The sequence below is a fragment of the Citrobacter sp. wls708 genome, assembly GCF_005281255.1.
GTDB classification, from domain to species: Bacteria; Pseudomonadota; Gammaproteobacteria; order Enterobacterales; family Enterobacteriaceae; genus Citrobacter; species Citrobacter werkmanii.
Window position 1 is genome coordinate 15,807 of record NZ_SZXE01000001.1, and the last position, 20,911, is coordinate 36,717.

16 protein-coding genes are annotated in these 20,911 nt (G+C 51.2%); 11 read left to right on the forward strand and 5 right to left on the reverse strand.

Translation table 11 applies throughout. The features are described from left to right. Positions 1-51: 51 nt before the first annotated feature. From serS to FDW97_RS00085, 4 genes are all read left to right on the forward strand, one after another. Entirely contained in the window at positions 52-1,344 is a 1,293-nt protein-coding gene (serS, locus tag FDW97_RS00070; protein WP_003836908.1) for a serine--tRNA ligase, read from the forward strand. A 206-nt stretch (positions 1,345-1,550) separates the two neighbouring features. Then, positions 1,551-3,995: a dimethylsulfoxide reductase subunit A gene (gene dmsA / locus FDW97_RS00075; protein WP_137350465.1), complete on the forward strand. Its 2,445-nt coding sequence runs from the start codon at positions 1,551-1,553 to the stop codon at positions 3,993-3,995. A 10-nt stretch (positions 3,996-4,005) separates the two neighbouring features. Then, on the forward strand, positions 4,006-4,623 hold the full coding sequence (locus FDW97_RS00080) for a DMSO/selenate family reductase complex B subunit (RefSeq protein ID WP_038639290.1): 618 nt from the start codon (positions 4,006-4,008) through the stop codon (positions 4,621-4,623). A 1-nt stretch (position 4,624) separates the two neighbouring features. Then, a complete protein-coding gene (locus tag FDW97_RS00085; RefSeq protein WP_038639293.1) occupies positions 4,625-5,488 on the forward strand; it encodes a dimethyl sulfoxide reductase anchor subunit family protein in 864 nt (287 codons plus the stop codon). A gap of 108 nt (positions 5,489-5,596) precedes the next feature. On the opposite strand, the gene ycaC is transcribed toward FDW97_RS00085, so the two are convergent. Next, positions 5,597-6,223 (reverse strand): isochorismate family cysteine hydrolase YcaC, encoded by a 627-nt coding sequence (gene ycaC, locus FDW97_RS00090; RefSeq protein WP_016152433.1) that lies wholly within the window; start codon positions 6,221-6,223, stop codon positions 5,597-5,599. 385 nt (positions 6,224-6,608) lie between these two features. Here ycaC and FDW97_RS00095 point away from each other — a divergent pair, with 385 nt between their 5' ends. Next, positions 6,609-7,757: an MFS transporter gene (locus FDW97_RS00095; RefSeq protein ID WP_085049194.1), complete on the forward strand. Its 1,149-nt coding sequence runs from the start codon at positions 6,609-6,611 to the stop codon at positions 7,755-7,757. A 123-nt stretch (positions 7,758-7,880) separates the two neighbouring features. Here the strand turns inward: FDW97_RS00095 and pflA are convergent, their stop codons facing one another. From pflA to ycaO, 4 genes are all read right to left on the reverse strand, one after another. Beyond that, positions 7,881-8,621: a pyruvate formate lyase 1-activating protein gene (gene pflA / locus FDW97_RS00100; protein ID WP_003035751.1), complete on the reverse strand. Its 741-nt coding sequence runs from the start codon at positions 8,619-8,621 to the stop codon at positions 7,881-7,883. A gap of 185 nt (positions 8,622-8,806) precedes the next feature. Next, positions 8,807-11,089, reverse strand: coding sequence for a formate C-acetyltransferase (gene pflB / locus FDW97_RS00105; protein WP_006685273.1), 2,283 nt, complete (start codon positions 11,087-11,089; stop codon positions 8,807-8,809). 59 nt (positions 11,090-11,148) lie between these two features. Beyond that, entirely contained in the window at positions 11,149-12,006 is an 858-nt protein-coding gene (gene focA, locus FDW97_RS00110) for a formate transporter FocA (protein WP_032939923.1), read from the reverse strand. 404 nt (positions 12,007-12,410) lie between these two features. Continuing rightward, entirely contained in the window at positions 12,411-14,171 is a 1,761-nt protein-coding gene (ycaO, locus tag FDW97_RS00115) for a 30S ribosomal protein S12 methylthiotransferase accessory factor YcaO (RefSeq protein WP_137350466.1), read from the reverse strand. A 135-nt stretch (positions 14,172-14,306) separates the two neighbouring features. Between ycaO and FDW97_RS00120 the strand changes: the two genes are divergently transcribed. The 6 genes from FDW97_RS00120 (at position 14,307) to ihfB (ending at position 20,738) form a co-directional block, all read left to right on the forward strand. Beyond that, positions 14,307-14,999, forward strand: coding sequence for a DUF421 domain-containing protein (locus tag FDW97_RS00120; protein WP_038639302.1), 693 nt, complete (start codon positions 14,307-14,309; stop codon positions 14,997-14,999). A gap of 213 nt (positions 15,000-15,212) precedes the next feature. Then, positions 15,213-16,301, forward strand: a complete 1,089-nt coding sequence (gene serC / locus FDW97_RS00125) for a 3-phosphoserine/phosphohydroxythreonine transaminase (protein ID WP_061381866.1) — start codon at positions 15,213-15,215, stop codon at positions 16,299-16,301. A gap of 67 nt (positions 16,302-16,368) precedes the next feature. Next, positions 16,369-17,652, forward strand: a complete 1,284-nt coding sequence (aroA, locus tag FDW97_RS00130) for a 3-phosphoshikimate 1-carboxyvinyltransferase (RefSeq protein ID WP_085049195.1) — start codon at positions 16,369-16,371, stop codon at positions 17,650-17,652. Between the two features lie 171 nt (positions 17,653-17,823). Next, a complete protein-coding gene (cmk, locus tag FDW97_RS00135; protein WP_032939922.1) occupies positions 17,824-18,507 on the forward strand; it encodes a (d)CMP kinase in 684 nt (227 codons plus the stop codon). A gap of 113 nt (positions 18,508-18,620) precedes the next feature. Further along, the gene (gene rpsA / locus FDW97_RS00140; RefSeq protein WP_003035776.1) at positions 18,621-20,294 is read left to right on the forward strand and encodes a 30S ribosomal protein S1; all 1,674 of its coding nucleotides are present in this window, start codon (positions 18,621-18,623) and stop codon (positions 20,292-20,294) included. Positions 20,295-20,453: 159 nt separating this feature from the next. Beyond that, complete coding sequence (gene ihfB, locus FDW97_RS00145; protein WP_003035780.1) at positions 20,454-20,738, forward strand: integration host factor subunit beta; 285 nt, start codon at positions 20,454-20,456, stop codon at positions 20,736-20,738. Positions 20,739-20,911: the final 173 nt, after the last annotated feature.

Genomic DNA, 20,911 nt, shown 5'->3' on the forward strand with positions numbered 1-20,911 from the left:
CGCAGGCTGTGGTCACTTTTCCTATTTTAATTCGATAAGCACAGGATAAGCATGCTCGATCCCAATCTGCTGCGTAATGAGCCAGACGCAGTCGCAGAAAAACTGGCAAGCCGGGGCTTTAAGCTGGATGTAGATAAGCTGCGCGCTCTTGAAGAGCGTCGTAAAGTTCTGCAGGTACAAACTGAAAACCTGCAGGCAGAGCGTAACTCTCGATCGAAATCCATTGGCCAGGCAAAAGCGCGCGGGGAAGATATCGAGTCTTTACGTCTGGAAGTGAACAAACTGGGCGAAGAGCTGGATGCCGCGAAAGCTGAACTTGATACCTTACAGGCCGAGATCCGCGACATTGCGCTGACCATTCCTAACCTGCCAGCGGATGAAGTTCCGGTGGGTAAAGATGAAAATGACAACGTCGAAGTCAGCCGCTGGGGTACACCGCGTGAGTTTGATTTCGAAGTGCGCGATCATGTTACCCTGGGTGAAATGCACACGGGTCTTGATTTCGCCGCTGCGGTGAAGCTTACCGGCTCTCGTTTCGTGGTCATGAAAGGGCAGATCGCACGTATGCATCGTGCGCTGTCTCAGTTCATGCTGGATCTGCATACCGAACAGCATGGTTACAGCGAAAACTATGTTCCGTATCTGGTTAACCATGACACGCTGTACGGTACCGGGCAACTGCCGAAATTCGCTGGCGATCTGTTCCATACCCGTCCGCTGGACGAAGAAGCTGACAGCAGCAACTACGCGCTGATCCCAACGGCCGAAGTTCCGCTGACTAACCTGGTGCGTGACGAAATCATTGACGAAGATGCGCTGCCGATCAAAATGACCGCGCATACGCCGTGCTTCCGTTCTGAAGCAGGCTCTTACGGTCGTGATACCCGTGGTCTGATCCGTATGCACCAGTTCGATAAAGTTGAGATGGTGCAGATTGTTCGTCCTGAAGATTCAATGGACGCACTGGAAGAGATGACCGGCCACGCCGAGAAGGTTCTTCAACTGCTGGGTCTGCCGTACCGTAAGATCATTTTGTGCACAGGTGACATGGGCTTCGGCGCATGCAAAACCTACGATCTGGAAGTGTGGATCCCAGCGCAGAATACCTATCGCGAAATCTCATCCTGCTCCAACGTGTGGGATTTCCAGGCGCGTCGCATGCAAGCGCGTTGCCGCAGCAAATCCGACAAAAAGACCCGTCTGGTGCATACCCTGAACGGTTCCGGTCTGGCAGTTGGACGTACGCTGGTGGCGGTAATGGAAAACTATCAGCAGGCAGATGGCCGCATTCAGGTTCCGGAAGTACTACGTCCGTACATGAATGGCCTGGAGTTCATCGGCTAACCTATCTTTCTATGCTAAAAAGCGCCTCAGGGCGCTTTTTTTATGCCCGTTTGACGTCGGACAATAACCCTTACCTACATAGGAGTAATACTGCCTTCGAATGAAAGTCAGTATCTACCAGTCTGTATAGTGATACTAGCGATATATAAAAATATATACAACGAGTATTTATTTTTTGTTTATTGTGAGCAGCAGAGTGAGCCCCTATGAAAACTAAGATCCCCGATGCCGTGCTGGCCGCTGAGGTTAGTCGCCGCGGTTTGGTAAAAACGACGGCGATAGGCGGGCTGGCGGTGGCCAGTAGCGCGTTTACCCTGCCATTTACCCGTATTGCAAACGCTGCAGAAGCCATTAATCCCACGCAGCGTAATGAGAAAGTCATCTGGAGCGCGTGTACGGTGAACTGCGGTAGCCGCTGTCCACTGCGGATGCATGTGGTAGACGGTGAAATAAAATATGTCGAAACCGACAACACAGGTGATGATAACTATGACGGCCTGCACCAGGTGCGTGCTTGTCTGCGTGGTCGCTCCATGCGTCGTCGCGTTTATAATCCCGATCGTCTGAAATACCCGATGAAACGTGTCGGTAAGCGCGGCGAAGGTAAATTTGAGCGCATCAGTTGGGATGAGGCGTACGAGATTATTGCCAGCAACATGCAGCGTCTGATTAAAGACTATGGTAACGAATCTATCTATCTGAACTACGGCACCGGCACGCTGGGTGGCACCCTGACACGCTCCTGGCCGCCGGGTAAAACCCTGGTTGCACGTCTGATGAACTGCTGTGGTGGGTACCTGAATCACTACGGGGACTACTCTTCGGCACAAATCGCTGCCGGGTTGAACTACACCTACGGCGGCTGGGCCGACGGTAACAGCCCGTCCGATATAGAAAACAGCAAGCTGGTGGTGCTGTTCGGTAATAACCCTGGTGAAACCCGTATGAGCGGGGGCGGGGTAACCTACTACCTTGAACAGGCGCGCCAGAAATCCAATGCCCGGATGATTATTATCGATCCCCGATATACCGACACCGGCGCGGGGCGTGAAGATGAATGGATCCCGATCCGTCCTGGTACAGATGCGGCGCTGGTGAATGGTCTGGCGTATGTTCTGATCACCGAAAACCTGGTGGACCAGGCGTTCCTCGACAAATACTGCGTGGGTTACGACGAAAAAACCTTACCGGCCGACGCGCCGAAGAATGGCCACTATAAGGCGTATATTCTTGGGCAGGGGACAGACGGTATTGCCAAGACCCCGGAATGGGCGGCGCAGATTACCGGTATTCCCGCTGACCGTATCATCAAACTGGCGCGTGAAATTGGCAGCGCTAAACCGGCATACATCAGCCAGGGTTGGGGGCCGCAGCGTCATGCTAACGGTGAAATAGCGACCCGCGCTATTTCTATGCTGGCCATTCTGACCGGTAATGTTGGTATCAACGGCGGCAACAGCGGTGCGCGTGAGGGTTCATACAGTCTGCCGTTTGAGCGTATGCCTACGCTGGAAAATCCTGTTGAAACCAGCATCTCAATGTTTATGTGGACGGACGCTATAGAGCGTGGCCCGGAGATGACGGCGCTGCGTGACGGCGTTCGCGGCAAAGATAAGCTTGATGTTCCGATTAAAATGATCTGGAACTATGCTGGTAACTGCCTGATTAACCAGCACTCTGATATTAACCGTACGCACGAAATCCTGCAGGATGAGAAAAAGTGCGAGATGATCGTGGTCATCGACTGCCATATGACCTCCTCGGCGAAATATGCGGATATTTTGCTGCCAGACTGTACTGCTTCCGAACAGATGGACTTCGCGCTGGATGCGTCCTGCGGAAACATGTCCTATGTGATTTTCACCGATCAGGCGATCAAACCACGTTTCGAATGCAAGACTATCTACCAGATGACCAGCGAGCTGGCGAAACGCCTTGGCGTCGAGCAGCAGTTTACCGAAGGTCGTACTCAGGAAGAGTGGATGCGTCATCTGTATGAGCAGTCGCGTAAAGCCATTCCTGAACTGCCTGGGTTTGAAGAGTTCCGCAAACAAGGCATCTTTAAGCAGCGAGATCCTGAAGGGCACCACGTGGCGTACAAAGCTTTCCGTGAGGATCCCAAAGCCAATCCGCTCACCACGCCGTCGGGTAAGATCGAAATTTATTCGCAGCAGCTTGCCGAGATCGCGGCAACCTGGGAACTGCCGGAAGGGGATGTGATCGATCCATTGCCGATTTATACCCCTGGCTTTGAAAGTTTAGACGATCCGCTGGTGGAGAAATTCCCGCTGCAACTGACCGGCTTCCACTACAAATCTCGCGTCCACTCGACCTATGGCAACGTAGATGTTCTGAAAGCATCCTGCCGCCAGGAAATGTGGATCAATCCGTTGGATGCGCAGCGACGTGGCATTAACAACGGCGACAAAGTACGCATCTTTAACGATCGTGGCGAGGTGCATATCGAAGCGAAAGTGACCCCGCGAATGATGCCCGGCGTGGTGGCATTAGGCGAAGGGGCCTGGTACGACCCGGACACGAAGCGTGTGGATCAGGGCGGCTGTATTAACGTCCTGACGACTCAGCGTCCTTCTCCTCTCGCGAAGGGGAATCCGTCACATACGAACCTTGTTCAGGTTGAAAAGGTGTAAGGAGTAACCGATGACAACCCAGTATGGATTTTTTATTGATTCCAGCCGTTGCACCGGTTGCAAAACCTGCGAACTGGCTTGCAAAGACTTCAAAAATTTAACCCCGGATGTCAGTTTCCGCCGCATTTACGAGTACGCGGGTGGCGACTGGCAAGAAGACAATGGCGTCTGGCATCAAAACGTCTTTGCCTATTACCTCTCTATTGCCTGTAACCACTGTGAAGACCCGGCCTGCACCAAGGTGTGTCCGAGCGGCGCGATGCACAAACGTGAAGATGGCTTTGTCGTCGTGGATGAAGATGTGTGCATTGGCTGTCGGTATTGCCACATGGCCTGTCCTTACGGTGCGCCCCAGTACAATGCTGAAAAAGGACATATGACCAAATGCGATGGCTGCCATGAGCGCGTCGCTGAAGGTAAGAAACCTATCTGCGTTGAGTCCTGCCCACTGCGTGCGCTGGATTTCGGTCCGATTGACGAACTGCGCAAAAAACACGGTACTCTGGCCGCGGTTGCACCACTACCGGGCGCGCACTTCACCAAACCGAGCATTGTTATCAAACCTAACGCCAATAGCCGCCCGACCGGGGATACCACGGGTTATCTGGCCAATCCGAAGGAGGTGTAAGATGGGAAGTGGATGGCATGAATGGCCGCTGATGATCTTCACGGTCTTCGGACAGTGTGTGGTTGGTGGCTTTATCGTTCTGGCGTTGGCGTTAATGAAAGGGGACTTACGTCCTGAATCACAGCAGCGGGTAATCGCCTGCATGTTCGGGCTGTGGGTACTGATGGGTATTGGCTTTATTGCTTCTATGCTCCATCTGGGCTCGCCGATGCGTGCCTTTAACTCGCTCAATCGCGTAGGCGCTTCTGCGCTGAGCAATGAAATCGCCAGTGGTTCAGTGTTCTTTGCCATTGGCGGCATCGGCTGGCTGCTGGCGATGTTGAAAAAAATGCCGCCCGCACTACGCAATCTGTGGTTAGTTGTCACCATGGTGCTGGGCGTCGTTTTTGTCTGGATGATGGTACGTGTGTATAACACCATTGATACCGTGCCGACCTGGTACAGCGTCTGGACGCCGCTGGGTTTCTTCCTGACGCTGTTTATGGGCGGTCCGCTGTTGGGATATCTGCTATTGAGAATTGCCGGTATTGACGGTTGGGCGATGCGTCTGCTGCCTGCCATTTCGGTTCTTGCTCTGGTCATAAGCGCCATTATGTCTGTAATGCAGGGGGCCGAACTGGCGACGATCCACAGTTCGATTCAACAGGCGTCTGCGCTGGTTCCGGATTATGGCTCACTGATGGCCTGGCGGATCGTGGCACTGGCGTTAGCGTTGTGCTGCTGGATTGTACCGCAAGTCAAAGGTTACCAACCCGCAATACCACTGCTTTCCGTCGCGTTTATTCTGTTGATAGTCGGCGAGCTGATTGGTCGTGGCGTGTTCTATGGCCTGCATATGACTGTCGGTATGGCGGTTGCAAGCTAATTCATAATATGCCGGATGGCGGCTCGTGCCTTCTCCGGCCTACAGATCCGTAGGCCTTAACGCGCGCGCCATCAGGCATTATGTTACGCCAGGTTTTTCCCCGGTTTTTTATTTCTGTTTCGTTAACGTATCGTAGCTGGTCATCAGATTGCGATAATCCGGAATGTGATTAGAGAACAACGTCGCCAGCCCTTCGATATCGTTACGCCAGTCACGGTGTAGTTCACACGCGACGCCGAACCATGTCATCAATTGCGCGCCAGCCTGCGACATCCGATCCCATGCTGAATGGCGGGTGATTTCGTTAAATGTACCTGAAGCATCAGTGACGACAAAAACGTCAAATCCTTCTTCTATCGCGGAGAGCGCAGGGAAGGCGACACAAACTTCCGTCACGACCCCAGCAATGATCAACTGCTTTTTACCAGTCGCTTTCACCGCCTTCACAAAATCTTCGTTATCCCACGCGTTGATGTTTCCCGGGCGAGCAATATAAGGCGCATCGGGGAATTGAGCTTTTAGTTCCGGTACCAGCGGTCCGTTCGGTCCTGTTTCAAAACTGGTGGTCAGAATAGTCGGGAGCTTGAAGTATTTTGCCAGATCACCCAGGGCAAGCACGTTATTCTTGAATTTATCGGGATCGATATCCCGAACCAGAGAGAGCAAGCCAGCCTGATGATCGACCAGCAATACTGCCGCATTATCTTTATCAAGTCTTACGTAAGGTTTCGTCATGATATTTCTCCTGTTCGGCATCGGTGCGGGAAATTTGATGAGTTTAAGTCTGGAGAAAGAACGGTATCCGGACTGGAAATATAAATAAGAACTGACTGTTCTATTTCGAAGACAATACCGCTCTGCATCTCGCATAGAGTTTAGTAAGAAATAAAAGTAAGGGGAGTCCATGAAATTTTTCGACTGAACGTAACGTGAGATTTTTGTTTTAGATCAATAAAAACAAGCAGATGTGTTTTTGTATTTTTTATCTATTCACATTAAGAATCAGTAATGCAAATCGATCGTCAGAAAAGCGCCTCAGCCCTTTGATTACGCCGATTGACAATGTTTTTGGCAGTGGCATGATGCGCATGAAATTTGAACTTCCTCACGGTTTTTATTCATGTCCATCTATACCCGTCCCGTCATGCTTCTGCTGTGCGGGCTGCTTCTGTTGACTCTGGCGATCGCCGTGTTAAACACGCTCGTCCCGCTTTGGCTCGCCCATGAAAATCTGCCAACCTGGCAGGTCGGTATGGTGAGTTCGTCCTACTTTACCGGTAATTTGGTAGGGACGTTGCTGACCGGGTATTTAATTAAACGCCTTGGATTTAACCGCAGCTATTACATCGCCTCGTTTATTTTTGCCGCGGGCTGTGTTGGGCTGGGGGTTATGGTTGGATTCTGGAGCTGGATGAGCTGGCGCTTTATTGCCGGCGTTGGCTGCGCCATGATTTGGGTGGTAGTGGAAAGTGCGCTGATGTGCAGCGGGACTTCGCGCAATCGCGGACGTTTGCTTGCCGCCTATATGATGATCTATTACGTGGGGACGTTTTTAGGACAATTGCTGGTCAGTAAGGTATCAACAGAATTGATGAATGTGCTGCCGTGGGTGACGGGAACCATCCTGGCTGGCGTTCTACCGCTGCTCTTTGCGCGCATCGCCAATCAGCAGGGTGATGAACAGCACTCAACCCCTATTGTATCGATGCTGAAGCTGCGACAGGCGCGTCTGGGCGTTAATGGCTGCATTATTTCCGGGATTGTGCTGGGCTCTTTGTACGGCCTGATGCCGCTGTATCTGAACCATCAGGGAGTAAGCAATGCCAGCATTGGTTTCTGGATGGCGGTTCTGGTTAGCGCCGGTATTCTGGGGCAATGGCCGATTGGCCGCCTGGCGGACAAGCTGGGACGCCTGCTGGTCTTACGCGTCCAGGTGTTTGTGGTGATCGTCGGAAGTATTGCTATGCTGAATCAGGCGGCGATGGCCCCCGCATTATTTATGTTGGGTGCGGCAGGTTTTACTCTCTATCCGGTCGCGATGGCCTGGGCCTGTGAAAAGGTGGAACATCATCAACTGGTTGCCATGAATCAGGCTTTGCTATTAAGCTATACCGTTGGCAGTCTGCTTGGCCCTTCGTTTACCGCAATGCTGATGCAGAATTACTCAGATAGCTTGCTGTTTATCATGATTGCCAGCGTATCGTTTATTTATCTACTGATGCTGCTGCGCAAGACGGGCCATACGCCCAATTCTATCGCGCATATTTGACCTGTTTTAACAGAATGCGAACAGGTGTACTTGTTGGGCTGGGATTGATTTTCCCGCTGCTGGCGAGAAGAGGGCGTTAAGAAGGCATGAGGTGGGTAACTGGTTTGTTACCCACCTTAAGACTTAATACATCACTTTATGACCATACTGCTCAAGGATGCCTTTCACTCGCTCCATGGTCTCTTTCTTCGGCGGCTTCACGCCATCGAGTTTGTACTCTTCGCCCATCGCTACCCATTTGTGTTTGCCCAGTTCGTGGTAAGGTAGCAGCTCGATTTTTTCAACGTTGCCCATATCGCGGGTAAATTCGCCCAGACGGTGCGCGGAGTCGTCATCGTCAGACCAGCCAGGTACGACGACGTAACGGATCCACACTTTAATGTCTTTGTTCGACAGGTAACGAGCAAATTCCAGCGTGCGATGGTTAGACACGCCGACCAGATTCTGGTGGATTTCGTCGTTCATCTGTTTGAGATCGAGCATCACCAGGTCGGTGACTTCCAGCAGTTCATCAATTACCGGATCGTAGCGGCGAACAAAACCGTTGGTGTCCAGGCAGGTGTGAATGCCTTCTTTTTTACAGGCGCGGAACCAGTCACGTACGAACTCAGCCTGCAGGATGGCTTCACCGCCGGATGCCGTCACGCCGCCACCGGAGGCGTTCATAAAGTGGCGATAAGTCACCACCTCTTTCATTAATTCGTCGACAGTGACTTCTTTACCGCCGTGCGTATCCCATGTGTCACGGTTATGGCAATACAGGCAGCGCATCAGGCAGCCCTGGAAGAAGGTAATAAAACGGATGCCCGGGCCGTCTACAGTGCCACAGGATTCAAAGGAGTGAATGCGACCAATAACTGACATTGCGGTGTTTCTCCAGATGTGGCCCATCCGGGGCCTGTGTTAGTGCACAGTTATTAACTGTGTCGAGTCTGTTTTGGCTGCTATCCATAAGTATAGATAGCTGACAAAGCAGGCTATTAAAAAGGCCCCACTTACGTGGAGCCTTTATTGTACGCTTTTTAAAGTACGATTTCAGTCAAAACCAATTACATGGTCTGAGTGAAGGTACGAGTAATAACGTCCTGCTGCTGTTCTTTAGTCAGGGAGTTAAAACGTACTGCGTAGCCAGAAACGCGGATGGTCAGCTGCGGATATTTTTCCGGATGTTCCATCGCATCCAGCAGCATTTCACGGTTCATGACGTTCACGTTCAGGTGCTGACCACCTTCGATGGACGCTTCGTGGTGGAAGTAACCATCCATCAGACCAGCCAGGTTAGTCTTACGAACTTCGTCGTCTTTACCCAGTGCGTTCGGAACGATAGAGAAGGTATAAGAGATACCATCTTTAGCGTAAGCAAACGGCAGTTTAGCTACGGAGGTCAGAGAGGCAACAGCACCTTTCTGGTCACGACCGTGCATTGGGTTAGCACCCGGTCCGAACGGCGCGCCAGCACGACGACCGTCTGGGGTATTACCCGTTTTCTTACCATAAACCACGTTAGAGGTGATGGTCAGAACAGACTGAGTCGGGATAGCGTTACGATAAGTAGTCAGTTTCTGAATTTTCTTCATGAAACGTTCTACCAGGTCAACCGCCATGTCATCTACACGAGAGTCGTTGTTACCAAACTGCGGGTATTCGCCTTCGATTTCGAAGTCGATAGCCAGACCGTCTTCGTCACGAATCGGTTTAACTTTCGCATATTTGATTGCAGACAGGGAGTCAGCAGCAACGGACAGACCAGCGATACCACACGCCATGGTGCGGATAACGTCACGGTCGTGCAGCGCCATCAGAGAGGCTTCGTAGCTGTACTTGTCGTGCATGTAGTGGATAACGTTCAGTGCGGTGACGTACTGCTTCGCCAGCCAGTCCATGAAGTGATCCATGCGGTCCATCACTTCGTCGAAGTTCAGAACGTCGCCTTTGATCGGTTCAGATTTAGGACCAACCTGCATTTTCAGTTTTTCATCAACGCCGCCGTTGATTGCGTACAGCATGGTTTTCGCCAGGTTTGCACGCGCACCGAAGAACTGCATTTGTTTACCAACAACCATCGGGCTTACGCAGCAAGCGATAGCGTAGTCGTCGTTGTTGAAGTCCGGACGCATCAGGTCATCGTTCTCGTACTGCAGAGAAGAGGTGTCGATGGACACTTTAGCGGCGAATTTCTTGAAGTTCAGAGGCAGTTTTTCAGACCACAGAACGGTGATGTTCGGCTCCGGAGAAGGACCCATGGTGTACAGGGTGTTCAGGAAGCGGAAGCTGTTTTTGGTAACCAGAGTACGGCCATCAACGCCCATACCACCGATAGATTCAGTTGCCCAAATCGGGTCACCGGAGAACAGTTCATCATATTCCGGAGTACGCAGGAAGCGAACCATACGCAGTTTCATGACCAGGTGGTCAATCATTTCCTGAGCGTCTTGTTCAGTGATTTTGCCTGCTTTGATATCACGTTCGATGTATGCATCCAGGAAGGTGGATACGCGACCGAAGGACATTGCTGCGCCGTTCTGAGATTTAACCGCGGCCAGGTAGCCGAAGTAAGTCCACTGGATAGCTTCCTGAGCGTTGGTAGCCGGACCAGAGATATCGCAGCCATATTTCGCTGCCATTTCTTTGATCTGACCCAGCGCGCGGTGCTGTTCAGCGATTTCTTCACGCAGACGGATAGTCGCTTCCAGGTTTACGCCGTTTTCCAGGTCAGACTGCAGGGAAACAAACTGCGCGTATTTGTCTTTCATCAGGAAGTCGATACCGTACAGCGCAACGCGACGGTAGTCACCGATGATACGGCCACGGCCATACGCATCTGGCAGACCAGTCAGAACACCGGATTTACGGCAGTTCAGAATGTCTTTGGTATAAACATCGAATACGCCCTGGTTGTGGGTTTTACGGTATTCGGTGAAGATTTTTTTCAGCATCGGATCCAGTTCGCGATTGTACGCTTTGCAGGAACCTTCAACCATTTTGATGCCGCCGAACGGAATGATCGCACGTTTCAGCGGAGCTTCAGTCTGCAGACCAACAATTTTCTCCAGCGCTTTGTTGATGTAACCAGCGTCGTGAGAAGTGATGGTAGAAGCAACGGAGGTGTCAAAGTCAACAGGCGCGTGAGTGCGGTTTTCCTGTTTAACGCCTTCCATTACGCTGTCCCACAGCTTGGTGGTCGCGTCAGTAGCGCCAGCCAGGAAGGACTCGTCACCCTCATACGGAGTGTAGTTTTTCTGAATGAAGTCACGTACGTTTACTTCATTCTGCCAGTCACCTTTGGTAAAACCTTCCCAGGCTGTGGCTAACTTTTCATTAAGCTCGGACATGTAACACCTACCTTCTTAAGTGGATTTTTTATTTACTGCGTGTAATGGGCATCAACAGATTAATGATGATCGTTACCACGCAGGTAAATGACCCAGTATGTCAACCCGACCAACAAACCGCCGCCGATAATATTACCGATCGTAACCGGAATCAGGTTATCGGTGATGAAATTCATCACGGTCAGGTGAGAAAAATTCTCCGGAGAAGAACCGACAGCGGTCCAGAATTCCGGGGTGGCGAAATCGCGTATTACAATACCCATAGGGATCATAAACATGTTTGCGATACTGTGCTCAAAACCGCTGGCAACAAACATTGCGACCGGTAATACCATGATAAACGCTTTGTCCATCAGGCTGCGACCTGAGTAGCTCATCCATACGGCCAGACACACCATCAGGTTAGCCAGGATACCGAGGCTCACCGCTTCAACAAAAGTATGGTGTACTTTGTGGTCGGCTGTTTGCAGGACGTTGAGTCCCCACGCGCCGTTGGCGGTCATATACTCGCCGGAAAGCCACATAAGTAACACGAAGATCAGGGCGCCAATCAGGTTGCCGACATAAACGTTAAGCCAGTTTTTAGCCAACTGTCCCCAGGTAATACGACCACTGGCTTTAGCAACAACAATCAGTACGGTTGAGGTGAAGAGGTCTGCACCGCAGATAACACAAAGGATCAGCCCCAGGGAAAAGCAGATACCACCTATTAATTTTGCCATGCCAAAAGGCATGGTGCCGGTACCGGTTGTGGCGGTGATATAGAAAACAAAGGCAATTGAAATGAATACACCGGCAGTAATTGCCAGATAGAACGTCTTAAGCGGATGTTTCGTTGCTTTATAGACGCCTGCTTCTTCGGCAACTTTGGCCATTGCAGCAGGAAGTAAAAGATCAAAAGGGTTGTCAGCTTTCACACTAACTCTCTCTTTATTAAGTCGGCGACGAGATACTAACAAAGCATTATAGATGAGAATTTGATATAGATCATATCTCGCCTGGCTTATAGGCCCGCAAGACGCATGGTTTTTATGCAAATGCGGAGTAACTTATTGATTACCCATGTAAAAATAAATTTTAAAAATTATAAAGTGAGTTGAATTTTTTCTTTCAGCCTCCTGCTGGACAGTTAATTAATATGGAGTAATTGAGATAAAAAGCCACATTAATAAGCTAATTTTTTTAATATCAACTACTAATATTTAACCTTGCTTTTACATTTATTTTTTGATTTGACCAAAATAAAAAACAGGGCGCTTAAAGCGCCCCGTAATATAGCCCAGACAATACATTTAGCCTACTTAACGCAGGCTGTTTGGTACTATTTTGACCAGTGCGCCGCTTTCGCGCGCTGCAGTTTTTCATAGGCTTTCAGCAGAGACTGATGCGCCGGGAACGCGTGCAGATCGCTGTCTACTGGCTGAAGACCATAAAATGCGGCTTCACCACTCAATGCCGCACTTGCCGCTTCAACCGCATCGGCGCCGTACATGCGGACAAACGCGTTCAGATATTGCAGCGGCTGACGCTCCTCTTCCTGCGACAATAGCAGCAGCGTTTGCAGGCAACGGTAGTAGTTTGCACGTTCAGCGCTAAACACGGAGGCGTTGAATTCCATCGTCCATTCTGTCCATACCAGCGCTTGCTCCAGGTCACCACCGGCCAGCGCCAGCATTACTTTGAGCTCGCCAATGCGCAGGGTATACCAACCGTTATCTGCGCCGGTCGCCAGACCAAGCAGTTCGCGTACGCGGGTGAAGTCGTCAAAACCTTCTTCATCCAGTTGTTCGAGCAGATTGAGATAGTCTTCTTTATCCCACTCACTGCCTGGCAGAGAGAGGATCGTTTCGCGCAGATGCGTACCCATTGCGTTGTTGGCTAACCACAGATCTTCAGCCGGGTAGATGTCAGACATCCCCGGAACGATAATGCGGCAGGCGTATACCCCCAGATGTTCGTAGTCGGCGATATACACTTCTTTATCTTCTGCGTTGAAGATGGTCATCAGGGTGGCGAACTCTTCTTCCGTAGTGCCGGAGAAATTCCAGTCAACGAACGGATAATCAGCATCCTGTTTGAACAGATCCCAGGAGATCAGACCGCTGGAATCAATGAAGTGGGTTTCAAGGTTAGTGTGTTCAGCCACTTCTTCATCGTCGAAGGTTGGCGGGGTGAAGACATCAAGATCTTTCAGACCACGACCCTGCAGCAGTTCGGTAACGGTACGCTCCAGCGCAACGCCGAAATCCGGGTGCGCGCCGAAGGACGCAAAGCAGGTACCGTTGGCCGGGTTGAACAGGACAACGCAAATCACCGGGTATTTGCCGCCCAGCGAGCCATCGTAGGCGAAAATCGGGAAACCTTCCGCTTCTAGTGTGGCGATGGACTCCACTACCGCCGGGTAACGCGCCATCACCTCGGCCGGGATTTCCGGCAGGCTGATGCTTTCCGCGATAATGCGGTTCTTCACATAACGTTCAAAGACTTCAGACAGGCCCTGAACGCGCGCTTCGTTAGGTGTGTTACCCGCAGACATACCGTTAGAAACGTACAGATTGCCGATAATATTCATCGGAATATAGACAGTCTGGTTATCAGACTGACGGGTAAACGGCAGGCCGCAGACGCCACGATCTTCATTTCCGGATTGCAGGTCGATAAGCATGCTTCCGGTCAATTCGTTTTCTGGATCGTAAAACGCGCGCAGACGCGCATCCAGCAGACCTTCCGGCACGTCATCATCTTCCGTCAGCGGGAACCATTTTTCGTTCGGATAATGCACGAACGGGCCGTTGGCGATGGTTTCGCCCAGCCAGAAATCCGCAAAGAAGTAGTTCGTAGACAGACGCTCAAAATATTCGCCCAGCGCGGAGGCCAGCGCCGCTTTTTTCGTCGCGCCTTTACCGTTGGTAAAGCACAGCGCGCATTCTTTGTCGCGAATATGCACAGACCAAACGTTAGGCACAGGGTTCAACCAGGAGGCTTCTTCAATCTGAAAACCAAGGTCGAGTAATTTTTGCTGGAAGCGAGCGATGGAGTCTTCCAGAGCGGCATCTTTGCCGGGAATAAATGTTTGCGTCATGAAAATCACTTTTGTCGTACGGAAAGCGCGCAATGATACGGGTTTTCAATGAACGGCGCTATCGCCGCCGGAGCCCAGGCGTAAATAAAACTATTGGCTATGCTTTCACACAGTCAACAATGTTAAGAGCACAAAATGAAAGCATTCGATTTACAGCGTATGGCACTGGATAAGGTGCCAATGGAGTTTCTTGGCGAGGTTGCGCTGCGTAGTCTCTATACCTTTATATTGGTTTTTCTGTTTTTAAAGCTAACGGGGCGGCGTGGCGTACGGCAGATGTCGCTTTTTGAAGTGCTGATTATTCTTACGCTGGGCTCAGCGGCGGGCGATGTGGCGTTTTATGACGATGTGCCGATGATTCCGGTGCTGGTGGTTTTTATTACCCTGGCGCTGCTTTATCGTCTTGTCATGTGGCTGATGTCACACAGCGAAAAGCTGGAAGATCTACTGGAAGGTAAGCCAGTGGTCATCATTGAAGACGGTGAATTGTCATGGTCAAAGCTTAATCGCGCCAATATGACGGAATTCGAATTCTTTATGGAGCTGCGTTTGAACGGCGTAGAGCAACTGGGGCAGGTGAAACTCGCTATTCTGGAGACGAATGGGCAGATCAGCGTTTACTTCTTTGCCGATGAAGACGTAAAACCGGGACTCAGCATTCTGCCTAAACATTGTACACAGCGATTTAAGGTGGTGCCTGAAACAGGCGACTATGCATGTGTACGGTGTAGTGAAGTGGTGCAAATGAGCGCGGGGGATCATCAATTATGTCCGCGCTGCGCAAATCCAGAATGGTCGAAGGCCAGTCGGGCAAAACGGGTCACCTGACAGCGAAAATCTCGGTTTTTACCCGTCAATCCGATAGATTCTGTTGTGTGACCTATGACTCATTTTTACCCCGCTCAGTTTTACCCATTGCGGCGCGTGTCACTGAATGATAAAACCGATATCCACAGGAATAACTTATACCCAATGTCTGTCACAGGATTATCGTCAATGACAGGATGTTGATTGGATAACAACACAACGTGGTGAGGGGAAATGGCTCAGGTCTTCAATTTTAGTTCAGGTCCGGCAATGCTACCGGCGGAAGTACTTAAACTGGCTCAACAGGATCTTCGCGACTGGAACGGTCTTGGCACGTCGGTCATGGAAATTAGCCACCGGGGCAAAGAGTTTATCCAGGTGGCAGAGGAAGCAGAGCAGGATTTTCGCGATCTCCTCAGCATCCCCTCTAACTATAAAGTGTTGTTCTGTCATGGCGGTGGCCGTGGGCAATTCGCCGGTATCCCGTTAAATATTCTCGGTGATAAAACGACAGCGGATTACGTCGATGCCGGTTACTGGGCTGCCAGTGCGATTAAAGAAGCGAAAAAGTACTGCACGCCAAACGTTATCGATGCCAAAGTCACCGTTGACGGTCTGCGCGCTGTTAAGCCAATGAGCGAATGGCAGCTTTCTGACAACGCCGCGTACCTGCACTATTGCCCGAATGAAACCATCGATGGCATTGCGATTGATGAAACGCCGAACTTTGCCAGCAATGTGGTGGTTACGGCGGATCTCTCTTCTACTATCCTCTCCGCGCCGCTTGATGTTAGCCGCTATGGCGTAATCTATGCCGGGGCGCAGAAAAACATTGGTCCTGCGGGACTGACGATTGTCATTGTACGCGAAGATCTGCTGGGTAAAGCGCATGTTTCATGCCCGTCAATCCTTGACTATACCGTGCTAAATGACAACGACTCCATGTTCAACACGCCGCCAACCTTTGCCTGGTATCTGTCTGGCCTGGTCTTTAAGTGGCTCAAAGAGCAGGGCGGTGTTAATGCGATGAATAAAATTAACCAGCAAAAAGCAGAGCTGTTGTATGGCGTGATCGACAACAGCGACTTCTATCGTAACGATGTCGCGAAGTCGAACCGTTCACGTATGAACGTCCCGTTCCAACTGGCTGACAGCGCCCTGGATAAACTCTTCCTGGAGGAGTCTTTCGCTGCGGGTCTGCATGCGCTAAAAGGGCACCGTGTGGTCGGCGGTATGCGTGCGTCTATCTATAATGCGATGCCGCTCGAAGGCGTAAAAGCACTGACCGATTTCATGGTCGATTTCGAACGCCGCCGCGGTTAATCTGCTGTACTTTCATCCCCACAGTCCGCCTGTGGGGTTTTTATATCTGTTTTGAGAGTTGAGTTTCATGGAATCCCTGACGTTACAACCCATTGCGCGGGTGGATGGCACCATCAATCTGCCTGGATCCAAAAGTGTTTCTAACCGCGCTTTGCTGCTGGCCGCATTAGCAAATGGCACCACTGTCCTGACCAACCTGCTGGACAGCGATGATGTCCGCCATATGCTCAATGCACTCAATGCGTTAGGGATTAGCTATACCCTTTCCGCCGATCGCACCCGCTGCGAGATTATCGGCAACGGCGGCGCATTACATGCCGAAAGGGCAGTGGAACTGTTTCTTGGCAATGCCGGAACCGCAATGCGTCCGCTGGCCGCTGCGCTGTGCCTTGGCAGCAATGACATCGTGTTGACAGGCGAACCGCGCATGAAGGAGCGCCCGATTGGCCATCTGGTTGATGCGCTGCGCCAGGGGGGAGCCAACATTGAGTACCTGGAGCAGGAAAACTATCCGCCACTTCGTTTGCGCGGTGGTTTTAGCGGCGGTCAGGTTGAGGTGGACGGCAGCGTATCCAGCCAGTTCCTCACTGCGCTACTGATGACTGCACCGCTGGCGCCGCAGGATACGACGATCGCGATTAAAGGCGAGCTGGTATCTAAACCTTATATTGATATCACCCTGAATCTGATGAAGACGTTTGGTGTTGAAATTGAGAATCAGAACTACCAGCGCTTTGTCGTGCAGGGGCAGCAGCAGTATCAGTCTCCGGGCGCCTATCTGGTTGAGGGCGATGCTTCTTCTGCTTCATACTTCCTCGCGGCGGGCGCCATTAAAGGCGGCACGGTTAAAGTCACCGGGATTGGCCGCAACAGTATGCAGGGCGATATTCGCTTTGCTGATGTACTGGAGAAAATGGGCGCGACCATTACCTGGGGGGATGATTTTATTGCCTGTACTCACGGCGAACTGAACGCAGTGGATATGGATATGAACCATATTCCCGACGCGGCGATGACTATTGCCACGGCCGCGCTGTTTGCTAAAGGCACCACCACCCTACGCAACATCTACAACTGGCGCGTCAAAGAGACCGACCGTCTGTTTGCGATGGCGACGGAATTACGCAAAGTGGGCGCGGAAGTTGAAGAGGGGCATGATTTCATCCGCATCACACCACCAGCGACGCTGAAGTTTGCGGATATCGCAACCTATAACGATCACCGTATGGCGATGTGTTTCTCGCTGGTGGCGCTGTCTGATACCCCTGTGACCATTCTTGACCCCAAATGTACCGCCAAAACTTTCCCGGATTATTTCGAACAGTTGGCGCGTATTAGTACACCTGCCTGATTTTATTGCCGCACTACCCGGTGCGGCACATTCTGCCATCTCCGATTGTCTATTTCTTCTACACTCAGCTTCAATGATTCTGCATTTTTCACACAAAGATAACGATCGTTGTCGTTGGCGCGTATAATGCGCGGCGTTCACGTTAACGTATGCCCGTTTAAGGAGAAAAAGATGACGGCAATTGCCCCGGTTATTACCATTGATGGCCCAAGCGGTGCAGGTAAAGGCACCTTGTGCAAGGCAATGGCGGAAGCATTGCAGTGGCATCTGTTAGATTCAGGCGCGATCTATCGCGTACTGGCGCTCGCAGCGTTACATCACCATGTCGATGTCACCTCTGAAGATGCTCTGGTACCGCTTGCCTCACACCTGGATGTGCGTTTTATCTCAACGGACGGCAACCTGGAAGTCATTCTGGAAGGTGAAGATGTTAGTGGCGAAATCCGCACTCAGGAAGTGGCGAATGCCGCATCCCAGGTGGCTGCTTTTCCCCGCGTGCGCGAAGCGCTTTTACGTCGTCAACGCGCGTTTCGCGAAGCGCCTGGACTGATTGCCGACGGACGCGATATGGGAACCGTCGTGTTCCCGGATGCGCCGGTGAAAATTTTTCTGGACGCCTCCTCGCACGAACGTGCGCATAGACGTATGCTACAGTTGCAGGAGAAGGGCTTTAGTGTTAACTTTGAACGCCTTTTGGCCGAGATCGAGGAACGCGATTACCGCGATCGTAACCGTGCTGTAGCGCCGCTGGTTCCCGCTGCTGATGCTTTAGTTTTGGATTCAACCCGATTAAGCATTGAGCAAGTGATTGAAAAAGCGTTACAATATGCGCGCCAAAAACTGGCACTCGCTTAAGTGCGACCGAATTTGCAGTACCCCCGTTGCAATGGACTGACAGCGGGTATGTTAAACAACCCCATCCGGCATGGAGCCAGGTGGACGTTAAATATGAAACCTGAAGATTAAACATGACTGAATCTTTTGCTCAACTGTTTGAAGAATCCTTAAAAGAAATCGAAACCCGTCCGGGTTCCATCGTTCGTGGTGTTGTTGTTGCTATCGACAAAGACGTAGTACTGGTTGACGCTGGTCTGAAATCTGAGTCCGCCATTCCGGCAGAGCAGTTCAAAAACGCCCAGGGCGAGCTGGAAATCCAGGTTGGTGACGAAGTTGACGTTGCTCTGGATGCAGTAGAAGACGGCTTCGGTGAAACCCTGCTGTCCCGTGAGAAAGCTAAACGTCACGAAGCTTGGATCACGCTGGAAAAAGCTTACGAAGAAGCTGCAACCGTTACTGGTGTTATCAATGGCAAAGTCAAGGGTGGCTTCACTGTTGAGCTGAATGGTATTCGCGCGTTCCTGCCGGGTTCCCTGGTAGACGTTCGTCCGGTCCGCGACACGCTGCACCTGGAAGGCAAAGAGCTTGAGTTCAAAGTCATCAAGCTGGATCAGAAGCGTAACAACGTTGTTGTTTCCCGTCGTGCCGTTATCGAATCCGAAAACAGCGCAGAACGCGATCAGCTGCTGGAAAACCTGCAGGAAGGCATGGAAGTTAAAGGTATCGTTAAGAACCTCACTGACTACGGTGCATTCGTTGATCTGGGTGGCGTTGACGGCCTGCTGCACATCACCGACATGGCATGGAAACGCGTTAAGCATCCGAGCGAAATCGTAAACGTTGGCGACGAAATCACTGTTAAAGTGCTGAAGTTCGACCGCGAGCGTACTCGTGTATCTCTGGGCCTGAAACAGCTGGGCGAAGATCCATGGGTAGCTATCGCTAAGCGTTATCCGGAAGGTACCAAACTGACTGGTCGCGTGACCAACCTGACCGACTACGGCTGCTTCGTTGAAATCGAAGAAGGCGTTGAAGGCCTGGTTCACGTTTCCGAAATGGATTGGACCAACAAAAACATCCACCCGTCCAAAGTTGTTAACGTTGGCGATGTAGTGGAAGTTATGGTTCTGGATATCGACGAAGAACGTCGTCGTATCTCCCTGGGTCTGAAGCAGTGCAAAAACAACCCATGGCAGCAGTTCGCGGAAACCCACAACAAGGGCGACCGTGTTGAAGGTAAAATCAAGTCTATCACTGACTTCGGTATCTTCATCGGCCTGGACGGCGGCATCGACGGCCTGGTTCACCTGTCTGACATCTCCTGGAACGTTGCAGGCGAAGAAGCAGTTCGTGAATACAAAAAAGGCGACGAAATCGCAGCAGTTGTTCTGCAGGTTGACGCAGAGCGTGAGCGTATCTCTCTGGGCGTTAAACAGCTCGCAGAAGATCCGTTCAACAACTGGGTTGCACTGAACAAGAAAGGCGCAATCGTAAACGGTAAAGTCACTGCAGTTGACGCTAAAGGCGCAACCGTAGAACTGGCTGACGGCGTTGAAGGTTACCTGCGCGCTTCTGAAGCTTCCCGTGACCGCGTTGAAGATGCAACTCTGGTTCTGAGCGTAGGCGACGACGTTGAAGCTAAATTCACCGGCGTTGATCGTAAGAACCGTGCAATCAGCCTGTCTGTTCGTGCTAAAGACGAAGCTGATGAGAAAGATGCAATCGCAACTGTTAACAAACAGGAAGATGCAAACTTCTCTAACAACGCAATGGCTGAAGCTTTCAAAGCAGCTAAAGGCGAGTAATATCAAGTTCTCTAAATCCTTTGTGCCGTTAACAGCACAAAGGGTGACGAGTAGCTTGACAGATTACAGGATTCGTCCTGTAATCAATGACAAAGGGCGGCTACGGCCGCCCTTAATCAATGCAGCAGCTAATTATGCCTTTAAGGAACCGGAGGAATCATGACCAAGTCAGAATTGATTGAAAGACTTGCAACCCAGCAACCTCATATTCCCGCGAAAGCGGTTGAAGATGCAGTAAAAGAGATGCTGGAACATATGGCCTCGACTCTTGCGCAGGGCGAGCGTATTGAAATCCGCGGTTTCGGCAGCTTCTCTTTGCATTACCGCGCACCTCGCACCGGACGTAATCCGAAGACCGGCGATAAAGTGGATCTGGAAGGGAAATACGTTCCGCACTTTAAACCAGGTAAAGAACTGCGCGATCGCGCCAATATTTACGGTTAAGTTTTTAGCGAGACTTAACGCCGAGGAAAGCACCTGCATGGGTGCTTTTTTCATTTCTGCAGGCCCATACTGGAATCCCCATCCCAATTAATTCGCATGTTACATCCGCCGCCAAAGATCAGCGGAACGCGTGCCGTATAACAGTAAATTGTCGCCAGACAACTGTTGAGTAT